Source organism: Pseudoduganella sp. RAF19 (assembly GCF_052114165.1).
Classification (GTDB): domain Bacteria; phylum Pseudomonadota; class Gammaproteobacteria; order Burkholderiales; family Burkholderiaceae_D; genus Rugamonas.
In genome coordinates, this window is record NZ_JBFREF010000003.1 from 403,636 (window position 1) to 419,295 (window position 15,660).

The 15,660-nt window shown below is 64.4% G+C and carries 15 protein-coding genes; 7 read left to right on the forward strand and 8 right to left on the reverse strand.

Annotation, left to right across the window (positions count from 1 at the left end; genetic code table 11):
* Positions 1–65 precede the first annotated feature (65 nt).
* From AB4Z19_RS09720 to AB4Z19_RS09735, 4 genes are read right to left on the reverse strand one after another with little or no spacing between them, the layout of a single operon-like run.
* A complete protein-coding gene (locus AB4Z19_RS09720; RefSeq protein ID WP_442024721.1) occupies positions 66–1,139 on the reverse strand; it encodes a patatin-like phospholipase family protein in 1,074 nt (357 codons plus the stop codon).
* Positions 1,140–2,561: an efflux transporter outer membrane subunit gene (locus AB4Z19_RS09725; protein WP_442035140.1), complete on the reverse strand. Its 1,422-nt coding sequence runs from the start codon at positions 2,559–2,561 to the stop codon at positions 1,140–1,142.
* A complete protein-coding gene (locus AB4Z19_RS09730; protein ID WP_442035142.1) occupies positions 2,558–5,704 on the reverse strand; it encodes an efflux RND transporter permease subunit in 3,147 nt (1,048 codons plus the stop codon). The genes AB4Z19_RS09725 and AB4Z19_RS09730 overlap by 4 nt, the downstream gene beginning before the upstream one ends.
* 12 nt (positions 5,705–5,716) lie before the next feature.
* Entirely contained in the window at positions 5,717–6,943 is a 1,227-nt protein-coding gene (locus tag AB4Z19_RS09735) for an efflux RND transporter periplasmic adaptor subunit (protein ID WP_442024715.1), read from the reverse strand.
* 138 nt (positions 6,944–7,081) lie between these two features.
* Between AB4Z19_RS09735 and AB4Z19_RS09740 the strand changes: the two genes are divergently transcribed.
* On the forward strand, positions 7,082–7,579 hold the full coding sequence (locus AB4Z19_RS09740) for a hypothetical protein (protein WP_442035144.1): 498 nt from the start codon (positions 7,082–7,084) through the stop codon (positions 7,577–7,579).
* A 9-nt stretch (positions 7,580–7,588) separates the two neighbouring features.
* The gene (locus AB4Z19_RS09745; protein WP_442024711.1) at positions 7,589–7,960 is read left to right on the forward strand and encodes a hypothetical protein; all 372 of its coding nucleotides are present in this window, start codon (positions 7,589–7,591) and stop codon (positions 7,958–7,960) included.
* A gap of 86 nt (positions 7,961–8,046) precedes the next feature.
* Here AB4Z19_RS09745 and tal read toward each other — a convergent pair whose 3' ends face one another.
* Positions 8,047–8,982 carry a transaldolase gene (tal, locus tag AB4Z19_RS09750; protein WP_442024709.1) on the reverse strand — a complete coding sequence of 312 codons (936 nt, stop codon included), beginning with the start codon at positions 8,980–8,982 and terminating at the stop codon, positions 8,047–8,049.
* A 105-nt stretch (positions 8,983–9,087) separates the two neighbouring features.
* On the opposite strand from tal, the gene AB4Z19_RS09755 reads away from it, so the two are divergent.
* Genes AB4Z19_RS09755 through AB4Z19_RS09765 form a run of 3 tightly spaced genes read left to right on the forward strand, consistent with a single transcriptional unit; the run spans position 9,088 to position 11,470 of the window.
* On the forward strand, positions 9,088–9,702 hold the full coding sequence (locus AB4Z19_RS09755; RefSeq protein ID WP_442024707.1) for a hypothetical protein: 615 nt from the start codon (positions 9,088–9,090) through the stop codon (positions 9,700–9,702).
* Between the two features lie 15 nt (positions 9,703–9,717).
* Entirely contained in the window at positions 9,718–10,260 is a 543-nt protein-coding gene (locus tag AB4Z19_RS09760; RefSeq protein WP_442024705.1) for a hypothetical protein, read from the forward strand.
* Positions 10,261–10,270: 10 nt separating this feature from the next.
* Positions 10,271–11,470 carry a metallophosphoesterase family protein gene (locus AB4Z19_RS09765; RefSeq protein WP_442035146.1) on the forward strand — a complete coding sequence of 400 codons (1,200 nt, stop codon included), beginning with the start codon at positions 10,271–10,273 and terminating at the stop codon, positions 11,468–11,470.
* Here the strand turns inward: AB4Z19_RS09765 and AB4Z19_RS09770 are convergent, their stop codons facing one another.
* Positions 11,471–12,031 (reverse strand): hypothetical protein, encoded by a 561-nt coding sequence (locus AB4Z19_RS09770; RefSeq protein WP_442035148.1) that lies wholly within the window; start codon positions 12,029–12,031, stop codon positions 11,471–11,473.
* Between the two features lie 155 nt (positions 12,032–12,186).
* On the opposite strand from AB4Z19_RS09770, the gene AB4Z19_RS09775 reads away from it, so the two are divergent.
* Together AB4Z19_RS09775 and AB4Z19_RS09780 are read left to right on the forward strand one after the other, a co-directional pair.
* Complete coding sequence (locus tag AB4Z19_RS09775; RefSeq protein ID WP_442035150.1) at positions 12,187–13,443, forward strand: D-amino acid dehydrogenase; 1,257 nt, start codon at positions 12,187–12,189, stop codon at positions 13,441–13,443.
* Between the two features lie 13 nt (positions 13,444–13,456).
* Positions 13,457–13,732, forward strand: a complete 276-nt coding sequence (locus AB4Z19_RS09780) for a DUF4242 domain-containing protein (protein WP_442024177.1) — start codon at positions 13,457–13,459, stop codon at positions 13,730–13,732.
* On the opposite strand, the gene AB4Z19_RS09785 is transcribed toward AB4Z19_RS09780, so the two are convergent.
* Both AB4Z19_RS09785 and AB4Z19_RS09790 read right to left on the reverse strand, forming a co-directional pair.
* Positions 13,720–14,667 carry a GGDEF domain-containing protein gene (locus AB4Z19_RS09785; protein ID WP_442035152.1) on the reverse strand — a complete coding sequence of 316 codons (948 nt, stop codon included), beginning with the start codon at positions 14,665–14,667 and terminating at the stop codon, positions 13,720–13,722. The two genes, AB4Z19_RS09780 and AB4Z19_RS09785, sit on opposite strands and share 13 nt — an antisense overlap.
* 138 nt (positions 14,668–14,805) lie before the next feature.
* Positions 14,806–15,660: an SIS domain-containing protein gene (locus AB4Z19_RS09790; RefSeq protein WP_442024173.1), complete on the reverse strand. Its 855-nt coding sequence runs from the start codon at positions 15,658–15,660 to the stop codon at positions 14,806–14,808.

Consider the following 15,660-nt stretch of genomic DNA (forward strand, 5'->3'; position numbering starts at 1 on the left):
TTTTTATGTCGCACTAGTATGCGCCTAAGCTGTGACTCTGGGATGAAAGTTGCGTGTGCGCAACACTAGATGGAAGCGGCTTGCCTCAGGTCGGGTTTTTCTGCCCATTTTGCCAGCGCCTCCGCCATGCGCTGGCTTTCGCCGACGGCAAAGGTCCAGTCGCGGATGCGGGCCTGGTGGTTCTGGCCGTAGTGCTTGAAGTCATTGCGGTCAGGCAGTTTGGCGTTCGGCAGCTTCGCCACAAACGAGGGGGCGGGCGAGATCAGCACCACGTTTTCCACGGCGCTGTCGCGCGCGCGGCGCCACGGCATCGACTTGTCCAGCCAACCGGGCACGATGTGGTCGGTGAAGTGCGGATACAGCACCAGGCCGGGATCGCGCTGGTAGGGCAGGTGCAGATGGTAATCGATCAGGCCACCGTCCCAGTAAGCCCCTTGCGGAGCACGGGCGATGCCGGTGACCGCTTCCAGCACCAGCGGGATCGAACCGGAGGCCAGCAGCGCATCGCGCACATTGTCTGCACCGAGTCCGACAAAGTGCGTGGCGAAGGCATCGAAATTCTGGCGCAGCCAGGCGCCGTCGTCGCGCGCATCGTGAAAGACCACGCGCTCCATCGAGCCGGCCAGGCGGCTGCGCGATAGTGCGTTGCCGGCCGCAGCACGCAGGAAGCCCGCCATTTCGCGCCAGCGGCTGCCGCGCGTATCGCCCAGCGCGCCGATACCACGAGCGGTGATGATGGACAGCAGATAGCCGGGATTGGATAGCGGCTCGGCGCCGCGCCCTTCCAGCACCTCATCCAGCAGGCTGCGGCAGGTGCGGCTGACGTAAGCCGCATCCACTTTTTCTGGATAGGTCTGATGCGCATAGTGATGGGCCAGGCGGCGCAGAGCTGCAACCGGATCGTGCAGCGCAGCCGCCGCCATGCGCCATGCGCCGATCGACGCGCCGACCAGGCGGCGCTGGCGTGGCGCCTGTTCCAGCCACTCGCCAAACATCCACTGGTCGATGCCGTTGAGGATCAGCCCTTTCGGACCGCCCGCGGCAGCGGGGATGATGGCGACGTCCGCCGCCTGCAAACCTTCGCGTTCGATGCGCTGGCGCGCACGCTCGCCGAGGCGGATGGTAATCGGTGAATCCACTTACTTCATGCCTCCGCCCAGTGCGCGGTACAGATCGATGGCGCTGGTGGTGCGCAGCAGGCGCGCCTGCACCAGCGATTGCTCGGCGCTGAACAGCTCGCGCTGCGCATCCAGCACGTCCAGCGAACTGGCCACGCCGTTTTCGAAGCGCAGCTGCAGCAGCTTGAGACGATCGGCTTGCGCATCCTGCACGGCGCGCTGTGCTACCACCTGCTCGCCCAGATAGGCACGGGCAGCCAGTGCATCGGCCACTTCGCGGAAGGCGGTCTGGATGGTTTTCTCGTAATCCGCGACGGCGATGTTCTTGCGGACTTTGGACACGTCCAGATTGGCGCTGTTGCGGCCCGTGTCGAAGATCGGCAGCGTCAGTTGCGGCACGAAGGACCAGCTGCTGTTACCGCTGTCGAACAGCTGCGAGAAGGCCGGGCTGGTGCTGCCCACGGCGGCCGTCAGCGAGATGCGCGGGAAGAAGGCGGCACGTGCGGCGCCGATATTGGCGTTGGCGGCTTTCAGGCGCAGTTCGGCGGAGCGGATGTCCGGACGGCGCGCCAGCAGGTCGGAAGGCAGTCCTTCCGGCACGGCGCTCATGGCATCGATCTGTTCATCGGTCGCCATGGCGCCGGATGCGGCCTGCGCCGGTGGCTGGCCGACCAGCAGGGTCAGTGCATTCTCGGCCTGCGCGCGCTGACGGGCCAGGGCCAGTGCGGCGGCCCGCGCCGTTTCCATCAGCTGCTCGTTGGAGCGCAGGTCCAGACGAGACGAGGCGCCTACGTCCACGCGCTGCTTTGTCAGGTCGTAGGTGCGCTTGCGGGCTTCGTACGTGCGCTGGGCCAGGTCGTACTGCTCGGCGAAAGCACGCTCGGTGAAGTAACCCTTCGCCACTTCGGCCACAAGACTGATCTGCGCCGCCTGGCGTGCTTCGTCGGTGGCCAGGTAGGTATTCAGTGCCGCATCGCTCAGGCTTTTCACGCGGCCGAAGAAGTCCAGCTCGAAGGAGGAAATGCCGACACCCGCGTCGAAGCGTTCACCCACCACCGGCTGCCCGGTGGCGGACAGGAAGCCCGGCGTGCGGGCGCGCGATTCGCTCAGCGTTGCGTTCAGCGTCGGCAAACGGTCGGCGCGCTGGATGCGGTAAGCGCCGCGCGCTTCCTCGATACGCAGTGCGGCTGTGCGCAGGTCGCGGTTGTTGTCCAGCGCGGCGGCGATCAACTGCTGCAGGCGCTGGTCGGTAAAGAATTCACGCCAGCCGATGTCGGTGGCGGGGCGCGTGCCTGTCGCGTTGACAGCGCCGCTTGCGCCGCCTGCTGCCGGCAGGGCCGGATAGCCTTCCGCCACGGGCGCTGCCGGGCGCTCATAGGTCGGGGCCATGGAGCAGGCGGACAGCAGGGCTGCCGCCAGCACGGTAAGAGTTGTTTTCATCATTGCTTGTTCTCCGGCAGATCGAGTTCGTGCGCGGCGAGGCGGCGCTGGCGCTCGCTGCCTTTGAAGATACGGCGGATTACCACGAAGAATACCGGCACCAGGAACACCGCCAGCACCGTCGCGGTAATCATGCCGCCCATCACACCGGTACCGATGGCGCGTTGGCTGGCGGAACCCGCGCCGCTGGCGATCACCAGCGGCAGCACGCCGAGGATGAAGGCGAGCGAGGTCATGATGATCGGGCGGAAGCGCAGGTGCACCGCTTCCAGCGTCGCTTCGATCAGGCCCTTGCCCTGCGCCTGCAGGTCCTTGGCAAACTCGATAATCAGAATCGCGTTCTTCGCCGACAGGCCGATAATCGCAATCAGGCCCACCTTGAAGTACACGTCGTTCGGCAGTCCACGCACGTGGGCGCCCAGCAGCGCGCCCAGCACACCCAGGGGCACCACCAGCAGCACGGCCACCGGAATCGACTCGCTCTCATACAGCGCGGCCAGCACCAGGAAGGCGGCCAGCATGGACAGCGCGAACAGCATCGGCGCCTGCGAACCGGACAGACGCTCTTCCAGCGACTGGCCAGTCCATTCGATCGCAAAGCCTGGCGGCAGCTGGTCGCCGAGGCGCAGCAGCTCGTCCATCGCTTCACCCGTGCTGCGGCCCGGCTGGGCAGCGCCGCTCAGGCGGATCGCAGGATAGCCGTTGTAGCGCACCAGCTGCAGCGGACCGATGATCCAGTGCGAAGTCGAGAATGAGGAGAAGGGCACCATCACGCCGGTGGAGCTGCGCACATTGAGGCGCATCAGGTCTTCCGGCTGCATGCGGCGGTCCTGGTCGGCCTGCACGATCACGCGCTGCTGGCGTCCGCTGCTGGCGAAGTCGTTCACATACGAAGAACCCAGCGCGGTGGACATGGTGCTGTTGATGTCCGCGAAGGACACGCCCAGCGCATTCGCCTTTTCACGGTCGATATCCAGTTGCAGCTGCGGCGCATCTTCCAGCCCTTCCGGACGCATGCCGGTCAGGATGCTGCTCTTGGCCGAAAGCCCCAGCAGCTGGTTACGCGCTGCGACCAGCGCATCGTGGCCCTTGGCGCCGCGGTCCTGCAGGCGGGCGGTGATGCCGGTGGCGTTACCCAGCTCGCGGATCGGCGGAGGGCTGAGCGGGAAGATGATCGCATCCTTGATGCCGGACAAGTCCTTGAATGCGCGCTGCGCAATCGCTTCGGCCGAATCCTGCGGGCCGCGTTCCTTCCAGTCCTTGAGCGGCACGAACACCAGGCCGGCGTTCTGGCCCGAGCCGGAGAAGCTGAAGCCTGCCACGGCAATGGTGCGCGCCACGCCCGGCTGCTTGCGGAAGTAGGCATCCACCTCGGCCAATACGGCTTCAGCGCGGCTGCGCGAAGCACCCGGCGGCAGCTGCACGTTGGTGATGATGTAGCCCTGGTCTTCGTTCGGCAGGAAGGACGAAGGCAGCTTCACGTACAGGAAGGCCACGATGCCCAGCAGCGCTGCGTAAATCAGCAGGTAGCGGCCAGTGCGCTTCAGGATGCGGGCGATCCAGCCCTGATAGCCGTTGGCGGTGCTGTGGAAGCTGCGGTTGAACCAGCCGAAGAAGCCGCGCTTCTCGTGATGGTGGCCGGCTTCCACCGGTTTCAGCATGGTGGCGCACAGTGCCGGCGTCAGCGACAGCGCCATCAGCGCCGAGAAGATCATCGCGGACACCATGGACAGCGAGAACTGGCGGTAGATCGCGCCCACGGCGCCGCCGAAGAAGGCCATCGGGATGAACACGGCGATCAGCACCAGCGTGATACCGATGATGGCGCCCGTGATCTGGCCCATGGCCTTGCGCGTTGCTTCGCGCGGCGACAGGCCTTCCTCGCTCATGATGCGTTCCACGTTCTCCACTACCACGATGGCGTCGTCGACCAGGATGCCGATCGCCAGCACCATGCCGAACATGGTCAGCACGTTGATGGAGAAGCCGAACACCTGCATCGCGGCGAAAGTACCCATCAGGGCCACCGGCACCACGATGGTCGGGATCAGGGTGTAGCGGATGTTCTGCAGGAACAGATACATCACCAGGAACACCAGGAACACGGCTTCCAGCAGGGTCTTGACCACTTCCTCGATGGAGATCTTCACGAACAGCGACGTGTCGTAAGGCACGGTGTACTTCAGGCCGGGAGGGAAGTATTTCGACAGCTCTTCCATCTTCTCGCGCACCAGGGTGGCGGTGGCGAGTGCATTGCCGGTCAGCGATTGCTGCACGGCGATGGCCACGAAAGGCTGGCCGCTTAGGCGTGCGCTGATGCCATAGTTGGCGCCGCCCAGCTCCAGGCGGGCCACGTCCTTCAGCCGCACGGTGGAGCCATTCGGGTTCGCACGCAGGATGACCTTGCCGAATTCCTCGATGGAGGTCAGCTGGCCCGTCACAACCACTGGCGCGTTATACGTCTGTGAGCGCGGATTCGGCAAGTCGCCGATGGTGCCCGATGCCACCTGCGCGTTCTGCGCGCGGATGGCATTGGTCACATCGCTCATATTCAGCTTGTAGCCGGTCAGCTTGTTCGGATCGACCCAGATGCGCATGGCGCGCTCGGTACCAAACAGCTGCGCCTGGCCCACGCCGGGCAGACGCTTGACTTCATTCAGCACGTTACGCGCCAGATAGTCGCCGATCGCGTTCGGGTCCATGCGGCCGTCTTCGGAATAGGCGCCCACAAACATCAGGATGTTGGAACGCGCCTTGTTGACCTGCACGCCTTGCTGGATCACGGACTGCGGCAGGCGCGATTCCACGCGCTTGATGCGGTTCTGCACATCCACGGCAGCCAGGTCGGGATTGGTGCCCGGCTGGAAGGTGACGGTGATGGTCACCGAGCCGTTGGCCGTGCTTTCCGATTCAACGTATTGCAATCCATCCGCACCGTTCATCTCCTGTTCGATCACGCTGGTGACCGCGTCGTCCACCACCTGAGCGGTGGCGCCCGGATAGGCGGCGGTGACGACGATGGATGGCGGGGCGATGGTCGGGTACTGCGCCACCGGCAGCAGGGTGATGGATAGCGCACCACCCAGCAGGATGAAGAGCGCGATCACCCATGCAAAGACGGGGCGGTCGATAAAGAACTTTGCCATCAGCGGCTCCCGTTATTTCGACGCGGCCGGCGCTGCCGCGGCAGGCGCGGAACCGGGCGAACCGCCGGACGGCAGCGGCTGGCCGCTGGCATCGGCTTTCGGCGGGCCTTGCCACGGCACTGGCGCTACGACGCCGCCCGGCTTGGTCTTCTGGAAGCCTTCCACCACGATGCGCTCGCCGCCCTTCAGGCCCGAGCTGACCAGCCATGCGTTGCCGGTGGAGGCTTCGGCCGTCACAGGCTGCGCAGTGATCTTGTTGTCGGCACCGACGATGAAGACGGACGCGCCGTCGGCGCCACGCACGATTGCTTGCTGCGGCACGGTGATGGCTTTCTCATCCACGCCCTGTTCGAGGCGGGCGCGCACATACATGCCCGGCAGCAGGGTGCGCTTCGGATTCGGGAACTCGGCGCGCATCGAAACGGAGCCGGAGCTTTCGTCCACCGACACATCGGAGAACAGCAGCTTGCCCGGCTGTGCGTATTCGCTGCCGTCTTCCAGCTGCACGGTGACGCGGGCGGTGTCCTTGCCCATGCTCTTCAGTTTGCCGCTCGCCAGCGCCTGCTTCAGGCGCAGCAGCTCGGCGGAAGACTGGGTGATGGTGACGTAGATCGGGTCGAGCTGCTGCACCAGCGCCATTGGCGTGGCCTCGTTCTGGCCCACCAGTGCGCCTTCGGTGACGAGGGCGCGGCCCACGCGGCCGGCAATCGGCGAGGTCACGGTGGCATAGCCCAGCGTCAGGCTGGCGTTCTTGCGGTTGGCGCGCGCGGTCTGCAGATCGGCATTGGCCTGCTTCTGCGCGGTGACGGCGTCGTCGTACTCCTGCTGGCTGACGGCTTGCGCGGCCAGCAGCGGCTTGTAGCGCTTGACCTTCAGGTCGGCCTGGGCCAGGTTGGCGTCGGCGCGCGCCACGGCGGCTTCGGCGCTGTCGAAAGATGCCTGGAACTGAGCGGGGTCGATCCGGAACAATACCTGGCCTGCCTTGACGTCGCCGCCTTCCTCGAATACGCGCTTGAGCACAATGCCGGGCGTCCGTGCCCGCACCTGGGCAATACGGTAAGCTTCTACGCGGCCGGGCAGCTCGTCGGTAACGGCAACGCTGGCTGTTGCAACGGTGATCACGGAAACTTGAGGAGGAGGCGGGGCAGCTTTGTTGGCGTCTTTCTTGTCGCCGCAGGCCGTCAGGGAGAGGGTGATGACGGCTGCAACGATAGGCAGGTACCGGGGTACGGTTCTCATGGATTGTCTCGTGTTGTGGTTAATGGCAGGGACAAGGCCAAGATTGTATAACAGTGTTAAATGTATCGTTTTGTACAGAGAACGAATGATTTAGAATGGAGATGTAGTTCAATAATGTTTGCTACTTTTGGGAACGCGATGAAGAAACTGTCTTTACTGTTGTTGCTGGCTTCTGGCGCTGCCATGGCCGATGAAGCTGCGCTGCAGCACTGCCGCACCCTGGCCGATGGCGCTGCGCGCCTGGCCTGCTATGACGCTATTCCGCCGGGCTTCAAGGCGCACGCCGGCGCTACGCCTGCTGCGGCATCCACCGCTGCGCCTGCACACGCAGCTGTCCCGGCGTCCGCCGCGCCGGCCGTTGACCGTGCATTCGAAGTGCAGTCGAGCACCGTGGCCGCCGCGCGCGCTGCCTCCGCGCCGACGCTGGAAACGTCCATCGTGGGTGAGTTTGAAGGCTGGGGGCCCGGCCAGACCATCCGTCTGGCTAACGGCCAGATCTGGCGTGTGGAAGATGACAGTTCGGAAATCGTATATGTCACCAATCCCAAAGTGTCCCTGCGCAAGGGCATGATGGGCGCGGTGTTCATGGATATTCAAGGTGCACGCGGTGCGCCGAAAGTGCGCCGCATTCAGTAAGGAGGCGATATGGTCCTGGCAATTGTAGGTGGTTTGCTACTGGCACTCGGCCTGTTTGCCGGGACTGTGCTGGTTCTGGTGCCGCTGGGTCTGGCGGCCATGGAGAGTGGCGCCATGCTGTGGCTGCTGTTCCCGCTGCTGAGTATTGTCGGTTACACGCTGTTTGCAACCGGTGCGCGCGTGGGGAATTTCCGGGCCTTGTCGTTTGCCGTGTCCTGCCTGCTGCTGGTGCTGGCAGTGGCCTCGGCGGCCGGTCTGGTGCTGGAAGCGACCAAGCTGATCAGCCCTGCGGGCAATACGCTGTCGCTCTGGTATGTGCTCGCCGTGGGCGGCGTGCTGGGGACGATAGGCGCCGCCGCGTCAGCGAAGTCCGCCGCGTGAACGCGACGGCGGATCGAATGATCCGCCCTACGATGCATTCCCTGTGATGCGGCCGGCGTTGGGCGGATCATTGATCCGCCGGGTGCTTAGCGCATTGCCGAAATCATCTGTTTCAGCTTGCCCGCGTCAGCCACGAAGGCGCGGATGCCTTCGGCCAGCTTCTCGGTGCCCATCGCGTCTTCGTTCAGCATGAAGCGGAAGGTCTTCTCGTCCACCGCGATCTTGCCCAATGCATCAGCGCCGGCGGAGGCGGTGTTCAGCTTGCGCTCCACCGGACCGGTGGTGTCGGCCAGCTTCTGCAGCAGATCAGGGCTGATGGTCAGCAGGTCGCAGCCGGCCAGTTCCATGATCTGGCTGGTGTTGCGGAAGGACGCGCCCATCACTTCGGTCTTGTAGCCGAACTTACGGTAGTAGTTGTAAATGCGCTTGACGGACTGCACGCCCGGATCTTCCGCGCCCTGGTAGTCGATGCCAGTGGACTTCTTGAACCAGTCGTAGATACGGCCCACGAACGGCGAGATCAGCTGCGAACCCGCTTCGGCGCAGGCGATGGCCTGGCACAGCGAGAACAGCAGGGTCATATTGGTGCGGATGCCTTCCTTCTCCAGGATCTCGGAAGCGCGGATGCCTTCCCAGGTCGAGGCGATCTTGATCAGGATGCGTTCGCGCGGAATGCCAGCCTTTTCGTACAGGGCGATCAGCTCGCGGCCTTTGTTCACATTGCCTTGCACGTCGAAGGACAGGGCGGCGTCGATTTCGGTCGACACGCGGCCTGGCACGTACTTCAGGATTTCGGTGCCGAAAGCGATCAGCAGGTGGTCGACGATGGTGCCGGTGGACGCGCCCGGATTGTCGCGCACGGCCTTTTCCAGCAGCGGCTTGTATTCATCCTTCTGAACGGCCTTCAGGATCAGCGACGGATTGGTGGTCGCGTCTTGCGGGGTATAGGCTTTGATCGACTGGAAATCGCCGGTGTCGGCGACCACGGTGGTGTATTGCTTGAGCTGTTCGAGCTGGTTCATTGAAGCACCGATAACAAAAATGGGGACGAAAGGACGTATTGTAGCAGCCTGCAAGGCCGCGTTTGGTGGTATTGTCTCTTTGTTCATACTGTTTTAGGGAGCGTGATGAAGACACTGCCTTTGCTGTTGCTACTAGCCTGCGCCAGCGCGCTCGCTGATGACGCGGCGATGCTGCGCTGCCGCGCCGTTCCCGACATTCCAACGCGCGTGGCCTGCTACGACGCGATCCCCGTCGCCGCGCCGCGCGCCGGGGCGCCAGTCGCCGCTGTTGCCGCTTCCGCCGCCAGCGCCGCTTCCGCAGTCAGCGCCGCCACCGCTGCGACCACCGCGACCACCGCCAGCGCCGCCACCGCTGCCACCGCCGCGACGCCCTCCAACGTTGCCGCTCCCGTCGGCGTCGCTGCTTCTGTTGCGGCCGGGGCAGTGCCGGCGCCTGCCGCGCCGGCCTGGACCGCGTTGCCGGCCAAGCCGGTCGCGAAAGCCGAGGAACCCAAGCAAGCGGACACCGTCGAAACGCGTATTGAAGGCGCCTTCAAAGGCTGGGCACCCGGCCAGATGATCCACCTCGCCAACGGCCAGGTATGGCGCGTCGTCGACAACAGCAGCGAAGACACCGACCTGCAGAACCCGAAAGCCCTGCTGCGCAAAGGCCTGCTGGGCGCGGTGTTCCTGGACATCGAAGGCGCCTACCGCGCGCCGCGTGTGAAGCGGGTGCAGTAAGCCGCAGACCGGACCATGGCGCCGGAAGCTCTCACAGGCAAGCAGCTGGACGAATTGCGCAGTGCGCTGCGCAACTATGTCCGCAAGCATTTCCCTGGCTTGCATGATGAAGCCGATGATTTGACCGCACAAGCCATCTCGGATCTCTGGGAATACCTGGAGAAACGTGGCGAAATTCCCGATCAGCCTGCCATACGCAAGATTGGCTATGCCATACTAAAACGCCGTGCAGCGGACATCTTCCGCAAGCCAGCGCGCGACTGGGCGATGAGTCTCGACAACCTGAGTGAGGCCGAGCAGGCCGATCCTGCGCAGCCGGATGCCTGGCGCGCCGCGCTGCACCGGCGCATGCTGCACATCTGCGTGGCCGAACTGGCGGATGCGTCGCAGGAAGACGATTTGCTGCTGTCGATGGTGGCCGGGACCGGCCCTGATCAGAAAGACGCGCTCGACGCGCGCACCCGCCAGCGCCTGCACCGCTTGCGCGCCCGCCTGGCGGAAGCAATACGAAGAGAGCTGGGAGAAGATGCAAAGAAGCTGCTGAAGGATTCCGTCTAGCGAGGGCGTCATGAACAGTTACGCGCAATTCGAAGCATTCCTGCACATCGTTCACATCTCGGACATGCATTACCGGGACGCTGCTTCGCCGGCCGACCCGAAAGGCGAACTGAAGCTGCGCGCCATCGCCCAGCGTCTGCGCACGCTCAACGCCAATCTGGCCGATACCTTTGAAGAGCTGGTGGACCTTGGTTATGCAGGCCACGATCCCAGCGCCGAACGCGAACTGAGCGACTTCTTCGACTGGTTCGCTGCCGATCCCGATTTCGGTTCGATTCCCGCCTGGCTGGTCGATACCGGCGACTTGAGTGCGATTGGCGATCTCGAATCGCTGACCGTCGCCAAAGCCACGCTGCAGGACTATGGACGCCGCCTGCGCGCAACGGCCACCTTCTCACAGTACGGCAATCACGATGCCTGGCCCGCGACCTTTCCCATGCTGGCGCGCCGCAGCGACGTGGCAACGCACCGCGACACGCTGCGCCAGCAACTGTTTGCCTCCGTCTGGCCGCAAGGACCGCTTGGCATTCCGATTCCAAACACCCAGTCGCAGCTGGTGCTTTACGGCGTGAACACCACAATTGACGACCGCTGGCGCAATACCTGGGCACGCGGCCATGTCGGGCGCGACCCGCACTGGCTGCAACGCAAGGGCAAGGGTGCGTTGAGTCAGATGCAGGTGCTGGCGGACGATGTGCAGCGCGGCTTCAGGCCGGATGGCAGCCGCGATTTCCGCGTGCTGGCCATGCATCACCCGGTGCACTATCCCCCGCCGCGGCCGGTAATGAGCATGAGCCTGAGTAACGATATCGACGTGGGCGATGCCTTGAGCCGTTTCGGCCGTCTGGGACGTGGCAAGCTGGCGGAGCTGGTGTTAAGCGGACACACCCATGTGCCTTTCCCCGCGCTGGGCGAGCTGCCGCCGGATAATGCGAAGCAATATCACGATCCGCTGGGGCGCGACCAGTTGCAGCTGATTGCCGGATCATCGGCGCAGATGGTGCGGGCCACCAGCCATGGCGGCACCGCAAGCGGCCCGCTGCCGCACCAGTTCCAGGTGCTGACCTTCTATGCTTCCCCGGCGCGTCAAACGCCGCGCCTGGTGATGGAGCGCCGCCTCGTCGGCCGGCCGGCGGGCACCGGACCCTTCGGCTTCCTGCAGCTGCCCGGCACCCGCAATACTGTGGAGGCGGCCTGGCTGGATTACTGATCAGGCAGCGTGGGCGGTAGCGAGCATGCGCGCCGGCACTGGCGAGCGCTCACGCAGCGCGGCAAGCAAGTACATGGCATCGCTGGAACGCAAATAGAAGCGTGCGCACAGCGTCGCCAGGTCCTGCTGCGCAGGCGTGTTGGCACGCCCGGTCATCAGCTCGTCGCAGGCATCGGCACGTATGGCTTCACTGTCGCCCAGATTGAACCAGAAGCCGGCCATGGCGCGTGCCAGGTCTTTGCCGCGGGCATCCACCCATTCGCCTTCCGGCAACGGGTGCTCCTGGGCCAGCACTTCGCTCAATTTGCTTGCCAGCCGGGATGATTCCGCGTCGACTTCCGTTTGTTCATCCATTTCGGCAAGAATGTCTTTGAGCAATGCGGCGGCTTCTTCGCTCAGGGCAGCAGCACTTTCTGCTGCGGTGTGGAACCAGGCGGCGTGGCTGAAAAGCTCGGTAGCGAGAGGCGTCAGGGCGGCGGTCAGCTGTGCGACCTCGTCAGCGCGAATACGGATGTCTTCGGCGCTGTAGCTCCTGCCTTCGGGGTTGTAATTTGCTCTCATTTCATGCCTTTCTGCCAATGTCTGTGCATCGGCGCCATGTCCATATCGTGTATATCGCACTTCCTGCGAATTCGTGACATGGTTTGAATGGCAACATTCTGCTTGCGAAAGCTGGTCAGGGCAGGATACCATCTTCGGCTCCATCGGAGCCTTTCATGAAATCCATTGCGGTCATCGGCGGCGGTATCACCGGCGTCACCACAGCTTATGCGCTGGCGCTGCGCGGACTGGACGTCACGCTGTTCGAGCGCCATGCGCATCCGGCGATGGAGACTTCCTTCGCCAATGGCGGCCAGCTTTCGGCATCGCATGCGGAAGCCTGGAACAGCTGGTCGAATGTCCGCAAGGGATTAGGCTGGATGTTGCGCAAGGATGCGCCACTGCTGGTTCGTCCGGCGCCCAGTTGGCATAAGCTCTGCTGGTTTGCCGAATTCCTGTCCGCCATCCCGCGCTACGGCGACACCACCGTGTCAATTGCGCGCCTGGCAGTTGAGGCGCGCCGCCACCTGTTTGCGTGGGCGCAGGCGGAAGATATCGACTTCGATTTGCGCCGCGAGGGTATCCTGCATGTGTACCGCGACAAGGCGGGCTTCGAGCATGGCGGGCGCGTGTCGGCGCTACTTGCGCAGGGCGGCTTGATGCGCCGCGCCGTCACGCCAGCTGAAATGCGCGCTATCGAGCCCGCACTGCAGGGCGATTACTACGGCGGCCACTTCACCGACAGCGACAGCTCAGGCGATATCCACAAATTCACGCTGGGCCTCGCGCGCGCCTGCGCGCGCCACGGCGTCCGTTTCCTGTGCGGCCATGAGGTGCAGTCCGTCACGCCGGGCGTGTCCATCACTGCGCGCACTGCGGGCGGGGAAATCGTCGAGTACCCGATCGACGCTGCGGTAATCTGCGCCGGCACCGCCAGCCGTGCGCTGGCCGCTACACTTGGCGACCGCGTGAATGTCTACCCGGTGAAGGGCTATTCGATCACGGTGGGATTGAACACCTTCGGCAGTCGCGGGGCAGCGCCCACCGTCAGCCTGGTTGACGACGCGCTCAAGCTGGTCGCCAGCCGCTTCGGCCAGGACCGGTTCCGCGTCGCGGGCACCGCCGAATTTGCCGGCTTCGACCGCGAGATCCGCACAGAGCGCATTCGTCCGCTGGTGGACTGGGTGCAGCGCAGCTTCCCGGGTATCGATGTGAGCGATGTTACGCCATGGGCCGGTCTGCGTCCCATGATGCCGGACATGCAGCCGCGCGCCGGCCCCGGCATGCTGCCCGGCGTCTTCTACAACACCGGTCACGGTCACCTCGGCTGGACGCTTTCCGCTGCAACGGCGGAAATCGTGGCGGATATGGTCGCGCAAGCGGCGTCTATGCACTATGGTGAAAGGATGCGGCCATCGCGCCGAGTTGCCTGAACAGGAGACCGCCATGCCACGCTATATCGTCGAACGCACTTTCCCTGAGGGCTTGCACATTCCCGTCAATGCGGAAGGCGCGCAGGCTTGCAATACCGTGATCGGCGCCAATGCGCGCAGCGGCGTGACGTGGATTCACTCCTACGTCAGCGACGACCTGAAGAAGACTTATTGCCTGTATGAAGCACCGTCGCCCGAGGCCATCCGCGAGACGGCCGAGGCGAACAGTCTGCCGGTCGACAAGATCACGCCGGTAACGGTGCTCGATCCCTACTTCTACAAAGGCTGAACGGTATCCACCACGACCTGATTGCGTCCGCCGTGCTTGGCGGCGTACAGGGCGCGGTCGGCCGCTTCCAGCAGCGACTTGGCATCCGCCAGGCGGGACTTGTCGAAAGCGGCCACGCCGATGCTGAGCGTGACATGGGGATGCACGGCTTTCGGCGCGTGCGCCAGTTTCAGTGATTCCACGTGGGCGCGAATGCGTTCCGCGTGACTGCGCGCCTGCTCGGCATTCGTGTCCGGCAGCACGGCGGCAAATTCCTCACCGCCGTAGCGCGCCGCCAGGTCGGCAGGGCGCTGCAGCATGGACGCAAACGCTTCCGCCACCATGGTCAGGCAGGCGTCGCCCTGCTGATGGCCGAAATGGTCGTTGTAGGCCTTGAAGGAATCGATATCCATCAGCAGCAGGGACAGCTCGTTGCCATTGCGGTGCGCGCGGCGCAGTTCGCGGTCCAGCGCCACGTCGAAGTGGCGGCGGTTGGCGATGCCGGTCAGGCCGTCCACATAGGATTGCTGGCGCAGGGCTTCGGCCTGGCCGCGCAGCTGTTTTTCCCGGTCCACCGTGCCGGTGACGTCGGCGACTTCGATCAGGCAGTAGCGCTCCTTGCCCTCGCTGAATGGCGTCACGGTGACCGCCTGGCCGATGCGCTCACCGCCCCAGGTGCCGGCGGCGAAAAGGGGGAAGGGCGAGCGGTTCTGATTGGGCGGCAGGGCGGAGGGCAGGTTGCTGGACAGGGCGGTCAGCACCGCCTGCTCCATGCGTCCACCGGAAAGTTCGGGGAAGAGTTCCAGCAGCTGCAAGCCCTGTACGCGGCTTGAAGACAGGCCGGAGCGGCTGGACAGCCACTGGTTCCAGTAAATTACGCGCTGGCCGGCGTCCAGCACCATCATGCCTAGATTGGCGAGGCCGAGGATGCGGCCAAACAGATTAGATTCGAGCATGGCAGCGATTATATTTCAAGCGCTAAACCTACCGCCAAAACCTGGTGCCAGCCACGATGTGGCAGGCACCTGTGCGAAGCCGCGGGCCGGAAACCGGTGCCTGCCACGCAGTGGCTGGCACCAGCATTTGCTTTGGGTTTAGCCGATGAAGGAGTCGAACTGCATATCGAATTCCTGCAGCGCCTTCTGCGCGTTCAGCATCTTCCTGCGGAATTCAGGCCCGCGCTGCAAGGCCAGGCCGACGGCCAGCACGTCGATCACCACCAGGTAAGCCAGGCGGGCAGAGATAGGCGTGTACGGGTCGGTGGCGAAAATAAGGTCGATCGGAATCAGCACCGAAGCCTGTTCCGACAGCAGGGTACCGGACGGCGCCAGCACGATCACCTCCGCGCCGCCTTCGCGCGCCAGCTTGGCCGAGCGCACCAGCGCCGGGTTGTTGCCGCGCTGGGAGATCGCCACCACCGCATCGCCTTCACGCAGCAGGGCTGCGGAGATGCTGTGGATGGCCGGATCGGAATACGCCACGGTCGGTACGCCGGAGCGGAAGAACTTGTGCTGCGCGTCGGCCGCCACGATGCCGGACGTGCCCTGGCCGTAGAACTCGATCTTCTTGGCGCGCGACAGGATGTCCAGCGCCTTCTGCACCGGTTCCGCGTTCAGATTGTTGCGCAGGTCGAGCAGGGTGTTGATGGAGCGGCTGCAGATCTTGTTGATCAGGTCCGACGCCAGGTCGTCCTGCGCCGGCAGCTCGTTCATGCCCGGCATGGCGAGGGCCAGGCCCTGCGCCAGCTTCAGCTTGAACTCGTGCCAGCCGTCATAGCCCAGCGTGCGGCAGAAACGGACCACGGTGGGTTCGGACACCTGGGCCGTCTTGGCCAGCGCCGTGATGTTCGCACCCACAGTGCGCGAAGGATTGTCTAGCACCGCCAGCGCGACCTTGCGCTCCGATTTGGAGAGCGAGTCGAGCTGGGTGCGGATGGAGTCAAGCAGCAT